Below are 18,567 nucleotides of genomic sequence, written 5' to 3'. Positions count from 1 at the left end.
ACCCGGGCGGTGCGAACTGCCCGGGTTTTTCTTTTTTGGCACTAGTCGAGTGTCTGCCGGAACGCCTGTTGCAGCCTCAGCTCAAGCCGCGCGCGGCGGTGGTCTTCCTGCGGGCTGCAGGCATAATCGCTGCGGCTGAGAAACAGCCAGTCTTTCAGCAACCGCCCCCGGATGCAGAAATCCAGAATGTCGGTATTGATCGGATGGCGGTAGCGGCGAAAGAACATCTCTTTGTGTCTTTTCAGAATGCCGCTGCGGTCGACCTCGGAGGCCGGGCCATCGCGGAAGATATCCGCCTTCAGGAAGTCGACGATGTCATAGGCCGCGAGTTTCTCGCGCGTTTCGGTGAAATCCAGGCCGATGGTTTTGCCCTGGCCTACGATCAGATTCAGACCGTGGAAATCGCCATGGGCAAAGACCCGCAGGTCGGGTTGGCCTTTCAACCGGACCGCCTCGGACCGCATGACGTTGATCATGACCTCGCTTTTGCGGGCGAGGGGGTGGGGCAGGGACGCGGCAAGGTCCTGAAAGCTGGCGGTCATCCATCTTGGGCGGAAACCGTATTGCGTTGGCGGGCGGAAGCTGTGGAAATCGTGCAGCCAGGCCCCGGCGCGGCGATAGATCTGCGCGACCTGATCCGCGTCGATGCTGTTGTAGATCAGATCAATCGCTGTCGGGCGGTCGATGAATTCCGAGGCAAAGAAGGTCCCGTCCTGTGACAGGTAAACAGGTCGAATGACCCGCGAGGTCTGGTTGCGCTCGAAATAGGTGCTCAGTTCCTGCAGAAGCGCGAATTCCTTTTGCAGCCTGCCGGTCTCGGCGGACTCCGTGTCGATCTTGATTGCATAGTGCTGCGACCCCGTCGTCACCCGCAGCAGGAAGCGGGTTTCCGGAAAATCGTGAGACCGGTAGACGCATTCGAACCCGGAAACGGCCCCACGGATGCCGTTTTGCGCGAATTCTCTCACGCAGGCCGCGGCCAGGGCGTGATCGTCTTTGGTCAGGGCCTGCATCTTGGGAAAATACGCTTGTCTGTGTTGTGGATCCTGTGGCCCTGAATGGACTGTACGACGATGTCCAAGTCAATTGCGGCTGCATCCGATACGGCCGTTCTGAGCAATTTTTTCTATTGGCACCAAGGCGAACGTGTTATGGTGACAGGACATTCAAATTCGGGGGTAGAAACATCGGCGCGACCGGTGATTTTACCCCTTGGAAACCCCTGCCATCTGCCCTAATAAGACCTGCGGAATAAAGCGTGCGATTCGTCGTGCGCTTTATTTTGTTTCGTCCAAGACGGTGGGTGGTGCCATCCGGCCCCTTAATTCCCTGCCTGAGACGGGTAAGACCAAAGAATTCTGAGGGTCACGATCCTCGGGCGCATTTTGGCTAATCCCGTAACAACGGACCTGAACGCCGGGGTTAACCCCTCGGCAAATATGAGCCGGGGTGAGATATCGCCCCTAACTTGGAGAGAACTGTGGATAGAGCCCAGAAAGAGAAAGTGGTCGAGGAACTCGGCCAAATCTTCGAAAGCTCTGGCGTCGTAGTGGTATCGCACTACGCCGGTCTGACAGTTGCCGAGATGCAGGACCTTCGCGCACGTGCTCGTGACGCGGGTGGCGCCGTGCGTGTTGCCAAGAACAGGCTCGCCAAAATCGCCCTCGACGGAAAGCCATGTGCAAGCATCGCTGACCTGCTGACGGGTATGACCGTTCTGACCTATTCCGAGGACCCCGTGGCAGCAGCCAAGGTGGCCGAGGACTTCGCCAAGGAGAACAAGAAGTTCGAAATCCTTGGCGGTGCAATGGGCGAGAACGCTCTGGACCGCAAAGGCGTTGAAGCCGTTTCGAAAATGCCGTCTCGTGAAGAGCTTATTGCTTCGATCGTGGGCTGCATTGGCGCACCTGCTTCGAACATCGCCGGCGCGATTGGCGCACCTGCAAGCAACATCGCAAGCATCCTTTCCACCATCGAAGAGAAGGCGGAAGCTGCGTAAGCGGTTGGCACTGAATGATCTGCGTAGGGGAATGCCCCTGACGTTGGAACACACACTGTAAACGGAAAGAGCTGATAAAATGGCTGATCTGAAAGCACTCGCAGAAAGCATCGTGGGTCTGACCCTGCTGGAAGCACAAGAACTGAAAACCATCCTCAAAGACGAGTACGGCATCGAGCCCGCAGCTGGCGGCGCCGTCATGGTTGCAGCCGGTGGCGACGCCGGTGGCGCAGCTGAGGAAGAGAAAACCGAATTCGACGTCGTTCTGAAGAACGCCGGCGCTTCGAAAATCAACGTGATCAAAGAAGTTCGCGGCATCACCGGTCTGGGCCTGAAAGAAGCCAAGGAACTGGTCGAAGCTGGCGGCAAGATCAAAGAAGGCGTGTCGAAAGACGAAGCCGAAGAAGTCAAAGGCAAGCTGGAAGCAGCTGGCGCCGAGGTCGAACTGGCCTAAGCGCTTTTGCTCAGGGACCCGCTTTCTTTCAAAGAAAGCGGTCCGGAGTTCGTATCGAACTCCGGTTGGTGCCCAAAAGTTCAGGCTGGGTCCGGAGAAATCCGGGTCCAGCCGAACCTGTCTTAGAAAGGGCCTCATTTTCAGGGGCGTTTTCTAAGACACGGTTTTCGGATCGGGAGGCCGCCTTCGGGACGGTGGCCACGAATTGATCCGGACGTGTTGTCTCGATTGTGCAAGATGCCGGGGCCCGACGGTGTCTTTGCCCGCTGAGAACATCGAAAGGTGACATCTGACATGGCTCAAACGTTCCTTGGCCAGAAACGTCTTCGTAAATATTACGGCAAAATCCGCGAAGTTTTGGAAATGCCTAACCTCATTGAGGTGCAGAAATCTTCTTATGATCTTTTCCTGCGCTCCGGCGATGCAGAGCAGCCCACAGACGGCGAAGGCATCAAAGGCGTGTTCCAGTCGGTTTTCCCGATCAAGGATTTCAACGAAACCTCCGTTCTGGAGTTCGTGAAATACGATCTGGAAAAACCCAAATACGACGTCGAAGAGTGTATGCAGCGCGACATGACCTACAGCGCGCCGCTCAAGGTCACTCTGCGTCTGATCGTGTTTGATGTCGATGAGGACACCGGCGCGAAATCGGTCAAGGACATCAAGGAACAGGACGTGTTCATGGGCGACATGCCCCTGATGACGCCGAACGGCACCTTTATCGTGAACGGCACCGAGCGTGTGATCGTCAGCCAGATGCACCGCTCGCCCGGTGTGTTCTTTGACCACGACAAAGGCAAGACCCATTCCTCGGGTAAGCTGCTGTTTGCCTGCCGCATCATCCCGTATCGCGGCAGCTGGCTGGACTTTGAGTTCGACGCCAAGGACATCGTTTTTGCCCGTATCGACCGTCGCCGTAAACTGCCTGTGACAACCCTGCTCTATGCGCTGGGTCTGGATCAGGAAGCGATCATGGACGCGTATTACAACACCGTGTCCTACAAGCTGGACAAGAAGAAAGGCTGGGTCACGCCCTTCTTCCCCGAGCGTGTGCGCGGCACCCGTCCGACTTACGATTTGATCGACGCGAAATCCGGTGAAGTGATTGCCGAAGCCGGCAAGAAGGTCACGCCGCGCGCGGTCAAAAAGCTGATCGACGAAGGTGCCGTCACCGACCTGCTGGTGCCCTTCGATAACATCGTGGGCAAGTATGTCGCCAAGGACATCATCAACGAAGAAAACGGCGCGATCTATGTCGAAGCCGGTGATGAGTTGACCCTTGAATATGACAAAGACGGCGACCTGATCGGCGGCACCGTCAAGGATCTGATGGATGCGGGCATCACCGACATCCCGGTTCTGGACATCGACAACGTCAACGTTGGCCCCTACATGCGCAACACCATGGCGCAGGACAAGAACCTGAACCGTGAAAGCGCGCTGATGGACATCTACCGCGTCATGCGTCCGGGTGAGCCGCCCACCGTCGAAGCGGCCTCGGCTCTGTTCGACACGCTGTTCTTCGACAGCGAGCGCTATGACTTGTCCGCTGTTGGGCGGGTAAAGATGAACATGCGTCTGGCTCTGGATGCGCCGGACACCCTGCGCACCCTGCGCCGCGAAGACATCGTGGCCTGCATCAAGGCGCTGGTGGAACTGCGTGACGGCAAAGGTGACGTGGACGATATCGACCACCTCGGCAACCGTCGTGTGCGTTCGGTCGGCGAACTGATGGAAAACCAGTACCGCGTTGGCCTGCTGCGCATGGAGCGCGCGATCAAAGAGCGTATGTCGTCGGTCGAGATCGACACCGTCATGCCGCAGGACCTGATCAACGCGAAACCGGCTGCGGCTGCTGTTCGCGAATTCTTCGGCTCATCGCAGCTGTCGCAGTTCATGGACCAGACCAACCCGCTGTCGGAAGTGACCCACAAACGCCGCCTCTCGGCGCTTGGCCCCGGCGGTCTGACGCGCGAGCGTGCGGGCTTTGAGGTGCGCGACGTGCACCCGACCCACTATGGCCGGATGTGCCCGATTGAAACGCCCGAAGGTCCGAACATTGGTCTGATCAACTCGCTGGCCACCTTCGCCCGCGTGAACAAGTATGGCTTCATCGAAACACCCTACCGCGTTGTTAAAGACGCCGAGGTGACGGACGAAGTGCATTATATGTCCGCGACCGAAGAAATGCGTCACACCGTGGCGCAGGCGAACGCGACTCTGGACGCCGATGGCAAGTTCATCAACGATCTGGTCTCGACCCGTCAGGCCGGTGACTACACACTTGCCCCGCGCGAGAATGTTGACCTGATCGACGTGTCGCCGAAACAGCTGGTCTCAGTCGCTGCATCGCTGATCCCGTTCCTTGAAAATGACGATGCCAACCGCGCTCTTATGGGCTCGAACATGCAACGTCAGGCGGTTCCGCTGCTGCGCGCCGAAGCGCCGCTGGTCGGCACCGGGATCGAGGAAAAGGTTGCGATCGACTCGGGTGCTGCGATCCAGGCGAAACGCGCCGGTATCATCGACCAGGTCGATGCCCAGCGTATCGTTATCCGCGCCACCGAAGATCTGGAACTGGGCGACGCTGGCGTTGACATCTATCGTCTGCGCAAGTTCCAGCGTTCGAACCAAAACACCTGCATCAACCAGCGTCCGCTGATCAAGGTGGGTGACACTGTCCAGAAGGGCGAGGTCATTGCCGATGGTCCGTCGACCGATATGGGTGAACTGGCCCTTGGTAAGAACGTGGTCGTCGCGTTCATGCCGTGGAACGGTTACAACTACGAAGACTCGATCCTGATCTCGGAACGTATCGCGCGTGACGACGTCTTTACCTCGGTTCATATCGAGGAGTTTGAAGTCGCCGCCCGTGACACCAAGCTGGGTCCGGAAGAGATCACCCGCGACATCCCCAACGTCGGTGAAGAAGCGCTGCGCAACCTCGACGAGGCGGGCATCGTTTACATCGGCGCGGATGTTGAGCCGGGCGATATTCTGGTCGGTAAGATCACCCCGAAGGGCGAAAGCCCGATGACCCCGGAAGAAAAGCTGCTGCGCGCCATCTTTGGCGAAAAAGCATCTGACGTGCGCGACACCTCGCTGCGCGTGAAGCCGGGCGATTACGGTACGGTCGTTGAGGTTCGTGTCTTCAACCGTCACGGCGTTGAGAAAGACGAGCGTGCGCTGCAGATCGAGCGTGAGGAAGTCGAACGTCTGGCCCGTGACCGGGACGACGAGCTGGCGATCCTTGACCGCAACATCTATGCGCGTCTGCAAGGCCTGATCCTGGGTAAAACCGCTGTCAAAGGCCCGAAAGGCGTCAAGGCAGGGTCGGTGATCACTGAGGATCTGCTGGAAACTCTGACCCGTGGTCAGTGGTGGCAGCTGGCGCTGGAAGGCGAGCAGGACGCACAGATCGTCGAGGCTCTGAACGAGCAGTACGAAGTGCAAAAGCGCGCTCTGGACGCCCGTTTCGAAGACAAGGTCGAGAAGGTCCGCCGTGGCGACGACCTGCCGCCGGGTGTGATGAAGATGGTCAAAGTCTTCATCGCTGTGAAGCGCAAGCTGCAGCCGGGCGACAAGATGGCCGGTCGTCACGGGAACAAAGGTGTGATTTCCAAGGTTGTTCCGATGGAAGACATGCCGTTCCTGGCCGATGGTACGCCGGTTGACTTCTGTCTGAACCCGCTGGGTGTGCCTTCGCGTATGAACGTTGGTCAGATTCTGGAAACCCACATGGGTTGGGCCGCACGCGGTCTGGGTCTGAACATCGACGACGCTCTGGGTGAATACCGCCGGTCCGGCGACCTGACCCCGGTGCGCGAAGCGATGAAGCTGGCCTATGGCGAGAATGTCTACGAAGAAGGCATCACAGGTCTGGACGAGGATGGCCTGATCGAGGCTGCGGGCAACGTGACCCGCGGTGTTCCCATCGCAACTCCGGTCTTTGACGGTGCCAAAGAGGCTGACGTCAACGACGCGCTGGTGCGTGCGGGCTTCTCGGAAAGCGGTCAGTCGGTTCTGTTCGACGGTCGTACGGGTGAGCAATTTGCGCGTCCGGTGACCGTGGGCATCAAGTACCTGCTGAAACTGCACCACCTTGTGGACGACAAGATCCACGCGCGTTCGACCGGGCCGTACAGCCTGGTCACTCAGCAGCCGCTGGGTGGTAAGGCGCAGTTCGGTGGTCAGCGCTTTGGTGAGATGGAGGTTTGGGCACTAGAAGCTTACGGTGCCGCCTACACCCTGCAGGAGATGCTGACGGTGAAATCGGATGACGTCGCCGGCCGGACCAAAGTGTACGAGTCGATCGTCAAGGGCGAGGATAACTTTGAAGCGGGCGTACCGGAATCGTTCAACGTTCTGGTGAAAGAAGTCCGTGGCCTCGGCCTGAATATGGAACTCCTGGATGCGGAGGTTGAGGAATAAGAATTTTGAAAAAATTCTTGGGCGGAAACTTTTGAAGTTTCCGCTCCCCTCTCCCCCCTTCCGCAAGATTTGAGGTAACAAATGAACCAGGAAATCACCAACAACCCGTTCAACCCACTGACGCCCCCGAAGGTCTTCGACGAGATCAAGGTCTCGCTGGCGAGCCCCGAACGGATCCTGTCTTGGTCCTATGGCGAGATCAAGAAACCCGAAACCATCAACTACCGGACGTTCAAGCCCGAACGTGACGGTCTGTTCTGCGCGCGTATCTTTGGCCCGATCAAAGACTACGAATGTCTGTGCGGCAAATATAAGCGGATGAAATATCGCGGCGTTGTCTGCGAGAAATGCGGTGTTGAAGTCACCCTGCAGAAAGTCCGCCGTGAACGTATGGGCCACATCGAACTGGCCGCGCCTGTTGCGCATATCTGGTTCCTGAAGTCGTTGCCGTCCCGCATCGGCCTGATGCTGGACATGACGCTGCGCGATCTGGAACGCGTTCTGTACTTTGAAAACTACGTCGTCATCGAGCCCGGTCTGACCGACCTGACCTACGGCCAGATGCTGACCGAAGAAGAGTATATGGACGCTCAGGATGCCTACGGCATGGACGCGTTCACCGCCAATATCGGTGCCGAAGCCATCCGCGAGATGCTGGCCCAGATCGATCTGGAAGCCGAAGCCGAGCAGCTGCGCGCGGATCTGGCCGAAGCAACCGGTGAACTGAAGCCCAAGAAGATCATCAAGCGTCTGAAGGTTGTTGAATCCTTCCTCGAGTCAGGCAACCGGCCCGAGTGGATGGTGATGACCGTGATCCCGGTCATTCCGCCGGAACTGCGTCCGCTGGTTCCCCTGGATGGTGGTCGTTTTGCGACTTCGGATCTGAACGATCTGTATCGCCGCGTCATCAACCGGAACAACCGTCTGAAGCGCCTGATCGAACTGCGCGCGCCTGACATCATCGTCCGTAACGAAAAGCGGATGCTGCAGGAATCCGTTGATGCTCTGTTCGACAATGGCCGCCGTGGCCGCGTGATCACCGGTGCCAACAAGCGTCCGTTGAAATCGCTGTCGGACATGCTGAAAGGCAAGCAGGGTCGCTTCCGTCAGAACCTTCTGGGTAAGCGGGTCGACTTCTCGGGCCGTTCGGTCATCGTGACCGGCCCCGAGCTGAAGCTGCACCAATGTGGTCTGCCCAAGAAGATGGCGCTGGAGCTGTTCAAGCCGTTCATCTACTCGCGCCTTGAAGCCAAGGGTCTGTCTTCGACCGTGAAACAGGCGAAGAAACTGGTCGAGAAAGAGCGTCCCGAAGTGTGGGATATCCTCGACGAGGTGATCCGCGAACACCCTGTCATGCTGAACCGTGCGCCGACGCTGCACCGTCTCGGCATTCAGGCGTTCGAGCCGGTCCTGATCGAAGGTAAAGCCATCCAGCTGCACCCGCTGGTCTGTTCGGCCTTTAACGCCGACTTCGACGGCGACCAGATGGCCGTTCACGTGCCGCTGAGCCTTGAGGCCCAGCTGGAAGCCCGTGTTCTGATGATGTCGACGAACAACGTTCTGTCGCCTGCAAACGGCGCGCCGATCATCGTTCCGTCGCAGGACATGATCCTGGGTCTCTACTATGTGACCCTGGAACGCGAAGGTATGCCGGGCGAAGGCAAGGTCTTTGGGTCTATCGAAGAAGTTCAGCACGCGCTGGACGCCGGTGAAGTGCACCTGCACTCCAAGATCACCGCGCGGATCACGCAGATCGACGACGAAGGCAACGAAGTTCAGAAGCGTTTCGAGACCACTCCGGGCCGTCTGCGTCTGGGTGCCTTGCTGCCGATGAACAACAAAGCTCCGTTCGAGCTGGTCAACCGCCTGCTGCGGAAGAAAGAAGTGCAGCAGGTGATCGATACCGTCTACCGTTACTGCGGTCAGAAAGAGTCGGTTATTTTCTGTGACCAGATCATGTCGATGGGCTTCAAAGAAGCGTTCAAGGCGGGCATCTCGTTCGGTAAGGACGACATGGTCATTCCGGACGACAAGTGGGGCATCGTTGATGACACCCGCGGTCAGGTGAAGGACTTTGAACAGCAGTACATGGACGGCCTGATCACTCAGGGCGAAAAGTACAACAAAGTTGTCGATGCCTGGTCGAAGTGTAACGACCGCGTCACCGAAGCCATGATGTCGACGATTTCGTCGTCGGATCGGGCAGAGGACGGCTCCGAGCAGGAACCAAACTCGGTCTACATGATGGCCCACTCCGGTGCGCGTGGCTCGGTCACTCAGATGAAACAGCTGGGCGGTATGCGCGGCCTGATGGCCAAACCGAACGGTGACATCATCGAGACGCCGATCATCTCGAACTTTAAAGAAGGTCTGACCGTTCTCGAGTACTTCAACTCGACCCACGGTGCCCGTAAGGGTCTGTCGGACACCGCTCTGAAGACGGCGAACTCGGGTTACCTGACCCGTCGTCTGGTGGACGTGGCGCAGGACTGCATCGTTCGTGAAATCGACTGTGGCACCGAGCGTGCGATCACCGCCGAAGCCGCCGTTAACGACGGTGAGGTTGTCGCCTCGCTGGCCGAACGTGTGCTGGGCCGCGTGGCGGCTGACGATGTTCTGCGTCCGGGCACCGATGAGGTGATCGTCGCAGCAGGTCAGCTGATCGACGAACGTATGGCCGACACCATTGATGAGGCCGGTGTTGCCTCGATGCGCATCCGTTCGCCTCTGACATGTGAGTCCGAGGAAGGCGTCTGTGCAACCTGCTACGGTCGTGACCTTGCGCGCGGTACCATGGTGAACACAGGCGAGGCTGTCGGTATCATCGCCGCGCAGTCCATTGGTGAACCCGGTACGCAGCTGACGATGCGTACTTTCCACATCGGTGGTGTTGCGCAAGGTGGTCAGCAGTCGTTCCAGGAAGCCAACCAGGAAGGTGTTGTCGCGTTCGAGAACCCGCAGATCCTGGTCAATGCCGCAGGTGAAAGCCTGGTCATGGGCCGGAACATGAAGCTGGTGATCAACGACGAACACGGCGAGGAACGCGCCAGCTTCAAGCTGGGCTACGGCTCCAAGCTGTTCGTCAAGGACGGCACCAAAGTGGCCCGTGGCGACAAGCTGTTCGAATGGGATCCCTACACCCTGCCGATCATCGCCGAAAAAGCCGGTACCGCGAAATACGTTGACCTTGTTTCGGGCCTTGCTGTCCGCGACGAGACCGACGATGCAACCGGTATGACCCAGAAGATCGTGATCGACTGGCGCGCCGCCCCCAAAGGCAGCGACCTCAAGCCCGAGATCATTCTGGTCGGCGAAGATGGCGAGCCGGTCCGCAACGATGCGGGCAACCCGGTTCACTATCCGATGTCGGTGGATGCGATCCTGTCGGTTGAAGATGGCCAAACCATCGAAGCCGGTGACGTTGTCGCGCGTATCCCGCGTGAAGGCGCCAAGACCAAGGACATCACCGGTGGTCTGCCGCGTGTGGCCGAACTGTTCGAAGCCCGTCGCCCGAAAGATCACGCGATCATCGCAGAAGCCGATGGTTACGTGCGCTTTGGCCGCGACTACAAGAACAAGCGTCGCATCAGCATCGAACCGGCGGACGAGTCCATGGAGACCATCGAGTACATGGTGCCCAAGGGCAAGCACATCCCGGTCGCCGAAGGGGACTTCATCCAGAAGGGTGAATACCTGATGGACGGTAACCCGGCTCCGCATGACATCCTGTCCATCATGGGTGTCGAAGCGCTGGCGGATTACATGATCGACGAGGTGCAGGACGTGTATCGTCTGCAGGGTGTGAAGATCAACGACAAGCACATCGAGGTCATCGTGCGCCAGATGCTGCAGAAGTGGGAGATCCTGGATTCAGGCGACACCACCCTGCTGAAAGGCGAACACGTCGACAAGCAAGAGTTCGACGCGGCCAACGAGAAGACCCTCGACCGTGGCGGTCGCCCGGCACAGGGTGAGCCGATCCTGTTGGGGATCACCAAGGCCTCGCTGCAGACGCGTTCGTTCATCTCGGCGGCGTCGTTCCAGGAAACCACCCGCGTGCTGACCGAAGCGTCAGTACAGGGCAAGAAAGACAAGCTGGTTGGCCTGAAAGAGAACGTCATCGTTGGTCGCCTGATCCCCGCCGGCACCGGTGGAGCAACTCAGGCCGTCCGCCACATCGCGCAGTCGCGTGACAATGTGGTCATCGAAGCCCGTCGGGAAGAGGCCGAAGCGGCCGCTGCTCTGGCTGCGCCGGTCATGGACGACGATATGGTCGGGGATGAGCTGGACGTTCTGGTGGAAACCCCGGAAAGCCGCGAATAATCGCAGCGACACAAACGGATCAAAGGGCCCCGCAGTTTTGCGGGGCCTTTTCTTATTTGGAAGATTGTCGGCGGGGAATTTGCTGCGGGCTATGGATTCAATTTGATTAACGACTTTGAGCCCGAAGCAGACAGGTGCTCCGGTGTCTGATATGGTGCTTCCGAGATGCTGACCTCATGAGGATTGGGATGGCAGCGCCAGAAGAAAGACTGCGTGAACTCGGGTTGAGCTTGCCCGCCGCTGCAAAGCCGCCTGTCGGCGTGCACCTACCGTTCGCATTCGTTAACATTTGGGGTGACCGCCTCCTGTTTTCAGGAAGCCCCAAGACCGCAATGGACGGCAGTATTGCAGGTCCATATGGCATGGTTGGTGCTGAGCTAACAACTGAACAAGCCTATGATGCAGCTCGCGAAATTGCACTTTCGGTGTTGGCAAACATTAAAGCTGAAATTGGTGAACTGTCCCGGATTGTCGGCTGGACACGAGTTTTCGGAATGGTCAGCTCGAGTCCCGGCTACACCGAGCAACATTTGGTGGTAAATGGTTTCAGCGATCTCGTAGTGGAAGTGTTTGGACCAGAGGTGGGCCGACATGCGCGATCGGCAATCGGTGTTTCGGGGCTGCCGTTGGGTTTCGCGATGGAAATCGAGGGCGAAGTGCAGATTTGTCCGTAAGCGCGAGCGACTGCTTCGCTCGCATTGCGACCGTTCACGCCAGGCAGAGCAAATGACTGTACTAAGCCCTTTGTGGCCCGGCTCATGTTGTGCAAGAGGCCAAACCCCCGGGCGCAGACGCCCAAGAATCGCGCTAAGACGGCAGATCATGGGCGCTGCATAGGTGTTTCGGTTAACGCGTCCCAGGCGTCTTCTTGCGTTCGAGCGGCCTGTAAGCTGTCCCAGACCTCTGCCACAAAGGGGTCGGCCGCGGCCATCTCGGAGACAAGCGCGTCCCAGGCAACCCGGAGGCTGTCCAGGGTCTCGGGGCTGTAAAGGCGGACCTCCACGCCCTGTTCCGCCATTTGCGCGACGGCGGAGGCTTGTGAGTATTCCATCTGCAAGACCGAACGCATTGCATTGGTTCTGGCCGCCATATCGATGATCGTGCGTTGACTGTCTGTCAGGCCGTCCCAAACGTCGCGGTTGATGACCAACTCAATCATGGTCGAGGGTTGGTGCCAGCCGGGGAAATAATAGTAGGAAGCCACTTGTGGAAAATTCAGCGCAAGATCCACCTGGGGAAAGCTGAACTCGGTCCCGTCGATGTCGCCACTTTCAAGCGATGGAAAGATCTCTCCGCCAGCGATCAGCACGGTATCCGCCCCAAGGCTCGCCAGCACTTCCGAGGCGAGCCCCGTCCAGCGAAGCTTGAGCCCGGCAAAATCGTTGGCCCCTTCGATGGGTGTGTTGAACCAGCCGCCCGACTCCATGCCGGTGAAGGTGACTGGCATAGTCACAAGGTCAAATCCCGCATCGTCATACATGCGCTGATTGAGCTCGATCCCGCCGCCTTCGTAGAACCATGCCATATAATCGAGCGCTTGCGGCCCGAACGGCATCGACGTGAAAAACGACGCGACGGGCAAGGACCCATGAAGGTAGGCCGCAGCGGTATAGCCCGCTTCGATCTCGCCGTCAGAGACCGCCTGTTGAATGTCGAACGGTGGGACAATCGCGCCAGGTTCCGCCAGCTCGATCTGGATCGTCCCACCGGAGGCTGCCTCGACATCTGCTTCAAACTGCCGGATCGTGTTGACGACCGGAAGGCTGGTGGGAAAAGCCGATTGCAGGGTGATTGTGACATCCTGCGCAAGGCTCGGCCCGCTGATGGCCACAAATGGTAAGGCAGCTAGGGCCAGTTTGGTCATCTTTGTCATGTCGTCCTCCGGGGCTTTGGCGTTAGTTTTTTGGGGGCGTGATTGTCGACGCGGCGGATGTTTTCGAGATGTGGATCAAAACTGCCTCCATTATCCTTGAATTTACACGCATTCGTTCAAGATCAAACTGCAGCTTTAACCCGTAAAGCTGACCTGGCTTTGATGTCCGAGCGCGGCACCCTCTGCTTGCAAAGGCTGTGTCGGGCGCGCGATTATTAATAAGTTGACATTAGGCCCACCCGACAGGCCAATGGTCCTGTTCACTTGCGATCGGACCAAACCGGAATGACCCCCAACGTCAAAGGTGCCCTGTTGATGATGGGCAGCATGGCCGCGTTTACCGTGAACGATACGTTCGTGAAGGTGGCGCTGCAGGAATTGCCGCTGTTCCAACTGGTTGCGATGCGTGGGGTTCTGGCCACCGGGTTGATCTTTTTCCTCGCCCGGTACCTTGGTGCGCTGCATCTGAATTTTCCGAGTCATGACAAGTGGTTGATCGCCATCCGCTGTGTTGCCGAACTGGCGGCCACCTTCTTTTTCCTGACCGCTCTGAAGAACATGCCGCTGGCAAATGTGACGGCGGTTTTGCAGGCCCTGCCGCTGACGGTCACGCTGGGGGCGGCGCTGTTTTTCTCGGAACAGATCGGCTGGCGGCGGATACTGGCCATTGGCATCGGCTTTGCCGGGATGCTGTTGATCGTACGCCCGGGGCCGGACGGGTTCAGCCTTTATGCCGCCTACGCGCTGGCGGCGGTGATTTCGGTGACAGTGCGCGATCTGATCACGCGTCGGATGTCGGCGCAGGTGCCTTCGATGGTCGTTACGCTTGCAGCATCGCTGTCGATCACGTTGACCGCCGGGTTCGTCTCGGTCTTCGAGGGGTGGTCATCTGTATCGCCCGGCGGCGGCGTGCTTGTGGCCTCGGCGGCGGTGTTTGTTTTGGTGGCTTATCTGTGCAGCGTCATGGTCATGCGCGAAGGCGACGTTGGGTTTATTGCCCCTTTCCGGTATTCCAGCCTGCTTTGGGCGCTGGGGCTGGGTTGGGCCGTTTTCGGCGAGTGGCCGGATGTGATCACTATGCTCGGGGCCGCCTTGGTCGTGGCGGCCGGGGTGTTCACCCTGTTCCGCGAACGGTCGCATCAGGCGGCAGAGTGAACCTGTCGGACCACGTTCTGATCAATGGCGAAGCGAGCGATAAACTCGCCCTCCTGCTCGGGGGTCAGGGGGAGCAATTCCTTGGTGTTGTTCCGCGCGCCTCTGGAGTCGTTGAAGCCGTTCAGGGATCGTACCCACATCGGCGCATCCGGGTAGCTGACAACGGGCATGAAGCGACCGACCCTGTGGTGGGTGAAGCTCATGATCGTCTGTTTGCAGCCCCCCCGGACATGCATACCGAGGCCGACCCCGAGTAGCGGTTTGAACGTCTCGGTCGCCAAAATCCCCTCGGCGTTCAGGCGGGCGAAAAACCCTTTGTTGAAGTCTATTCCGACCAGTCGATGCCGATCCATCAGTGCCTTGCTGTCCCGCGCTGCCTCGCGCAGGCGTTCCACAAAATCGACGGACACGGCATCATCGTCATCATGCCGGAATTGTAGGCAGGGCTGGTCGGGATGGGTGCGGGCCTCGTTCAGGATGTCTTTCATTACGTGCCGGTGGCGTTTTTCGGTATCCGACGATCTTTGCACGATCCGCACCTGTTTCACGTCTGCGGTCAGGTCTTGCAGCCGGTCAAAGGCCGGTTTGGGCAGGCAGTGGCCGACGACGACCAGCAGCTGAAAATCCTCGTCCGTATGTTCGCGAAAGCAGGGCAGGGTCGAGGATTCGAACAGGCGGAATCGCTCTTCCAGCCGCTCGGGGCTATATAGAAACCGCCGCCGGTCCTGCAGCGTTTCATGTTCGGTCTGAAAGCTGCCAAGGGCCGGAAAGGAAAACCGGCAGAGCCCTATCACTTGCATGCGTCATCCAATGTCCGAAGTCTGCGCGCACTATGCCGGGGCGGCCCGGAACCCGCAACGGTGGAAGGGGCCTGCAGGCTTTGATAAATCAGCGCAATCCGGCCCAGGGGGCACACGGTGCCAAGTGCTGTTGACACGCGCGCCGACTCCCCCTATTACGCGCGACATCTCGGTACCGGGGGCCGCCCCATAACCGATTTCAGTAATGAACTGGTCAAGGCCCGGACAATTTTGCAGTTCGCGCCCTCTGATAACAAACCGCGACGTTCACCTCGGAATGGGAACGCTCGCGGGTTTTGCGCTTGTGGACGCATGAGTGCAGCGAAGTTTAACCGCACGCAGCCCGCGTGCATGTCATGTGTGTTGCAAAACGGGGAAGAAACCGGAATGCCAACTATTCAACAGCTGATCCGCAAACCGCGGCAGCCCAAAGTAAAACGCTCGAAGTCCATGCACCTGGAGCAGTGCCCGCAGAAACGCGGCGTCTGCACCCGTGTATATACCACCACACCGAAAAAGCCGAACTCGGCGATGCGTAAGGTTGCCAAGGTGCGCCTGACCAACGGGTTCGAGGTCATCTCGTACATCCCCGGTGAAAGCCACAACCTGCAGGAACACTCGGTTGTTCTGATCCGTGGCGGCCGTGTGAAAGACCTTCCCGGTGTGCGTTACCACATCCTGCGCGGTGTTCTGGATACTCAGGGCGTCAAAGATCGTAAGCAACGCCGTTCGAAATACGGCGCGAAGCGTCCCAAGTAAGAAGGAGAGGCTGATATGTCACGTCGTCACGCCGCCGAAAAACGCGAAGTCCTGCCTGACGCCAAATTTGGCGACAAGGTTCTGACCAAATTCATGAACAACCTGATGATCGACGGCAAGAAGTCGGTCGCAGAGCGCATCGTTTACAACGCGTTTGACCGCGTTGAGAACAAAATCAAGCGCGCACCTGTTGAAGTGTTCCACGAAGCGCTCGACAACATCAAACCGTCGGTAGAGGTTCGCTCGCGCCGGGTTGGTGGTGCAACCTATCAGGTTCCGGTCGAAGTCCGCCCCGAGCGCCGCGAAGCACTGGCCATCCGCTGGCTGATCACTGCTGCGCGCGGCCGCAACGAAAACACCATGGAAGAACGCCTCGCCGGTGAACTGCTGGACGCTGTACAGTCCCGCGGTACCGCCGTGAAGAAGCGCGAAGACACCCACAAGATGGCCGAGGCGAACAAAGCCTTCAGCCACTACCGCTGGTAATTCAGAGGCTTATCAAAAATGGCACGCGAATATCCGCTCGAACTATACCGTAACTTCGGTATCATGGCGCACATCGACGCAGGTAAGACCACCTGCTCGGAGCGTATCCTGTATTACACTGGTAAATCCCACAACATCGGTGAGGTGCACGATGGTGCAGCCACCATGGACTGGATGGAGCAGGAGCAGGAACGCGGCATCACCATCACCTCGGCTGCGACCACCACTTTCTGGGAGCGCACCGAGGACGGTCAGACCGCCGATACCCCCAAGCACCGCCTGAACATCATCGACACCCCTGGCCACGTTGACTTCACCATCGAAGTCGAACGCTCGCTGGCGGTTCTCGACGGTGCCGTCTGCGTTCTGGACGCAAACGCCGGTGTTGAGCCCCAGACCGAAACCGTGTGGCGTCAGGCTGACCGCTACAAGGTTCCGCGCATGGTTTTCGTCAACAAGATGGACAAGATCGGCGCAGACTTCTTCAACTGCGTTCGCATGATCGAAGACCGCACCGGCGCACGTGCTGTTCCGGTTGGTATTCCGATCGGCGCCGAGTCCGAGCTGGAAGGCCTGGTTGACCTGGTCACCATGGAAGAATGGCTGTGGCAGGGCGAAGATCTGGGCGCAAGCTGGATCAAAGCTCCGATCCGCGACAGCCTGAAAGACATGGCTGACGAATGGCGCGGCAAGATGATCGAAGCGGCCGTCGAAATGGACGACGACGCGATGATGGAATACCTGGAAGGCAATGAGCCCGACGTTCCGACCCTGCGCGCCCTGCTGCGGAAAGGTACTCTGGACATCGCGTTCGTTCCGGTTCTGGGTGGTTCGGCGTTCAAGAACAAAGGCGTTCAGCCTCTGCTCAACGCTGTGATCGACTATCTGCCCAGCCCGCTGGACGTTGTTGATTACATGGGCTTCAAACCCGGTGACGAGGAAGAAGTTCGTGACATCGCACGTCGTGCAGACGACGAAATGGCCTTCTCGGGTCTGGCGTTCAAAATCATGAACGACCCCTTCGTTGGCTCGCTGACCTTCACCCGGATCTACTCGGGCACCATGAACAAGGGTGACTCGATCCTGAACTCGACCAAAGGTAAGAAAGAGCGCATCGGTCGTATGATGATGATGCACTCGAACAACCGGGAAGAGATCGAAGAAGCGTTTGCAGGCGACATCATCGCGCTGGCGGGTCTGAAAGACACCACCACCGGTGACACTCTGTGTGACGCGAAGGATCCGGTGGTTCTTGAAACCATGACCTTCCCCGATCCGGTGATCGAGATCGCGGTCGAGCCCAAAACCAAGGGCGACCAAGAGAAGATGTCGCAAGGTCTGGCCCGTCTGGCCGCCGAAGACCCGTCCTTCCGGGTGGAAACTGATCTGGAATCCGGTCAGACCATCATGAAAGGCATGGGCGAACTTCACCTGGACATCCTGGTTGACCGTCTCAAGCGCGAGTTCAAGGTGGAAGCGAACATTGGTGCACCGCAGGTGGCCTATCGCGAAACCATCTCGATGCCGGTTGAGCACACCTACACCCACAAGAAACAGTCGGGTGGTTCGGGTCAGTTCGCGGAAGTCAAGCTTGAGATTCAGCCGACCGAGCCGGGCGAAGGTTACTCGTTCGAAAGCCGCATCGTTGGTGGTGCCGTTCCGAAGGAATACATCCCGGGTGTTGAAAAGGGCATCAACTCGGTCATGGATAGCGGCCCGCTGGCTGGCTTCCCCGTGATCGACTTCAAGGTTGCTCTGCTGGACGGTAAGTTCCACGACGTTGACTCGAGCGTTCTGGCGTTCGAAATCGCATCGCGGATGTGTATGCGTGAAGGCATGCGCAAAGCGGGCGCAAAGCTGCTGGAACCGATCATGAAGGTCGAAGTGATCACCCCGGAAGAATATACCGGCGGTATCATCGGCGACCTGACCTCGCGTCGTGGCCAGGTCTCTGGTCAGGAACCGCGCGGCAACGCGATCGCCATTGATGCGTTCGTTCCGCTGGCGAATATGTTCGGCTACATCAACACCCTGCGTTCGATGTCATCGGGCCGTGCCCAGTTCACCATGCAGTTCGACCACTACGATCCGGTTCCGCAGAACATCTCGGACGAGATCCAGGCGAAATACGCATAAGCGAAGATTTGAGGGAGCCCGGTTAGCGGGCTCCCGTCATTACCGACAAAGGAGGCCATCATGGCAAAGGAAAAGTTTGAGCGTACAAAACCGCACGTCAACATCGGCACGATTGGCCACGTTGACCATGGTAAAACGACGCTGACCGCAG

General features: G+C 58.5%; 13 protein-coding genes. 10 read left to right on the top strand and 3 right to left on the bottom strand.

Annotation, left to right across the window (positions count from 1 at the left end; all coding sequences use genetic code 11):
• Positions 1-41: 41 nt before the first annotated feature.
• Positions 42-1,013, bottom strand: a complete 972-nt coding sequence (locus ACR0JN_RS07780) for a phosphotransferase (RefSeq protein ID WP_480885026.1) — start codon at positions 1,011-1,013, stop codon at positions 42-44.
• A gap of 467 nt (positions 1,014-1,480) precedes the next feature.
• Between ACR0JN_RS07780 and rplJ the strand changes: the two genes are divergently transcribed.
• The 5 genes from rplJ to ACR0JN_RS07755 all read left to right on the top strand — a co-directional run bounded on the left by rplJ (position 1,481) and on the right by ACR0JN_RS07755 (position 11,881).
• On the top strand, positions 1,481-1,999 hold the full coding sequence (rplJ, locus tag ACR0JN_RS07775) for a 50S ribosomal protein L10 (RefSeq protein WP_480815929.1): 519 nt from the start codon (positions 1,481-1,483) through the stop codon (positions 1,997-1,999).
• Positions 2,000-2,078: 79 nt separating this feature from the next.
• Positions 2,079-2,453, top strand: coding sequence for a 50S ribosomal protein L7/L12 (gene rplL / locus ACR0JN_RS07770; protein WP_010441182.1), 375 nt, complete (start codon positions 2,079-2,081; stop codon positions 2,451-2,453).
• A gap of 294 nt (positions 2,454-2,747) precedes the next feature.
• Positions 2,748-6,884, top strand: coding sequence for a DNA-directed RNA polymerase subunit beta (gene rpoB / locus ACR0JN_RS07765; RefSeq protein ID WP_170611190.1), 4,137 nt, complete (start codon positions 2,748-2,750; stop codon positions 6,882-6,884).
• An 81-nt stretch (positions 6,885-6,965) separates the two neighbouring features.
• Entirely contained in the window at positions 6,966-11,207 is a 4,242-nt protein-coding gene (gene rpoC / locus ACR0JN_RS07760) for a DNA-directed RNA polymerase subunit beta' (protein ID WP_480885025.1), read from the top strand.
• 188 nt (positions 11,208-11,395) lie between these two features.
• A complete protein-coding gene (locus ACR0JN_RS07755; protein WP_480885024.1) occupies positions 11,396-11,881 on the top strand; it encodes a RidA family protein in 486 nt (161 codons plus the stop codon).
• A 146-nt stretch (positions 11,882-12,027) separates the two neighbouring features.
• Here the strand turns inward: ACR0JN_RS07755 and ACR0JN_RS07750 are convergent, their stop codons facing one another.
• Entirely contained in the window at positions 12,028-13,080 is a 1,053-nt protein-coding gene (locus tag ACR0JN_RS07750; RefSeq protein WP_480885023.1) for a TRAP transporter substrate-binding protein, read from the bottom strand.
• Between the two features lie 285 nt (positions 13,081-13,365).
• Between ACR0JN_RS07750 and ACR0JN_RS07745 the strand changes: the two genes are divergently transcribed.
• Positions 13,366-14,235, top strand: coding sequence for a DMT family transporter (locus ACR0JN_RS07745; RefSeq protein ID WP_480885022.1), 870 nt, complete (start codon positions 13,366-13,368; stop codon positions 14,233-14,235).
• On the opposite strand, the gene ACR0JN_RS07740 is transcribed toward ACR0JN_RS07745, so the two are convergent.
• Positions 14,220-15,035 (bottom strand): putative rhamnosyl transferase, encoded by an 816-nt coding sequence (locus ACR0JN_RS07740; RefSeq protein ID WP_480885021.1) that lies wholly within the window; start codon positions 15,033-15,035, stop codon positions 14,220-14,222. The genes ACR0JN_RS07745 and ACR0JN_RS07740 overlap by 16 nt on opposite strands.
• Before the next feature lie 387 nt (positions 15,036-15,422).
• Here ACR0JN_RS07740 and rpsL point away from each other — a divergent pair, with 387 nt between their 5' ends.
• The 4 genes from rpsL to ACR0JN_RS07720 all read left to right on the top strand — a co-directional run.
• A complete protein-coding gene (gene rpsL / locus ACR0JN_RS07735; RefSeq protein WP_005621086.1) occupies positions 15,423-15,794 on the top strand; it encodes a 30S ribosomal protein S12 in 372 nt (123 codons plus the stop codon).
• A 15-nt stretch (positions 15,795-15,809) separates the two neighbouring features.
• Positions 15,810-16,280, top strand: a complete 471-nt coding sequence (rpsG, locus tag ACR0JN_RS07730; protein ID WP_039529242.1) for a 30S ribosomal protein S7 — start codon at positions 15,810-15,812, stop codon at positions 16,278-16,280.
• 18 nt (positions 16,281-16,298) lie between these two features.
• Entirely contained in the window at positions 16,299-18,416 is a 2,118-nt protein-coding gene (gene fusA, locus ACR0JN_RS07725; protein WP_480885020.1) for an elongation factor G, read from the top strand.
• 60 nt (positions 18,417-18,476) lie between these two features.
• The coding region (locus ACR0JN_RS07720; protein WP_215675807.1) for a GTP-binding protein at positions 18,477-18,567 on the top strand (91 nt) is incomplete at its 3' end.

The organism is Ruegeria sp. G12, assembly GCF_056533565.1.
The sequence above is the reverse complement of the archived record's forward strand: the minus strand, read 5'-3'. Positions and strand labels throughout refer to the sequence as shown.

Excerpts from the sequence above, each read along its gene's own strand:
- rpoB (WP_170611190.1), top strand. The coding sequence starts at position 2,748 with ATGGCTCAAACGTTCCTTGGCCAGAAACGTCTTCGTAAATATTACGGC.
- rpsG (WP_039529242.1), top strand. The coding sequence starts at position 15,810 with ATGTCACGTCGTCACGCCGCCGAAAAACGCGAAGTCCTGCCTGACGCC.
- rpoC (WP_480885025.1), top strand. The coding sequence starts at position 6,966 with ATGAACCAGGAAATCACCAACAACCCGTTCAACCCACTGACGCCCCCG.
- ACR0JN_RS07740 (WP_480885021.1), bottom strand. The coding sequence starts at position 15,035 with ATGCAAGTGATAGGGCTCTGCCGGTTTTCCTTTCCGGCCCTTGGCAGC.
- rpsL (WP_005621086.1), top strand. The coding sequence starts at position 15,423 with ATGCCAACTATTCAACAGCTGATCCGCAAACCGCGGCAGCCCAAAGTA.
- ACR0JN_RS07755 (WP_480885024.1), top strand. The coding sequence starts at position 11,396 with ATGGCAGCGCCAGAAGAAAGACTGCGTGAACTCGGGTTGAGCTTGCCC.
- ACR0JN_RS07780 (WP_480885026.1), bottom strand. The coding sequence starts at position 1,013 with ATGCAGGCCCTGACCAAAGACGATCACGCCCTGGCCGCGGCCTGCGTG.
- rplL (WP_010441182.1), top strand. The coding sequence starts at position 2,079 with ATGGCTGATCTGAAAGCACTCGCAGAAAGCATCGTGGGTCTGACCCTG.
- fusA (WP_480885020.1), top strand. The coding sequence starts at position 16,299 with ATGGCACGCGAATATCCGCTCGAACTATACCGTAACTTCGGTATCATG.
- ACR0JN_RS07750 (WP_480885023.1), bottom strand. The coding sequence starts at position 13,080 with ATGACAAAGATGACCAAACTGGCCCTAGCTGCCTTACCATTTGTGGCC.
- ACR0JN_RS07745 (WP_480885022.1), top strand. The coding sequence starts at position 13,366 with ATGACCCCCAACGTCAAAGGTGCCCTGTTGATGATGGGCAGCATGGCC.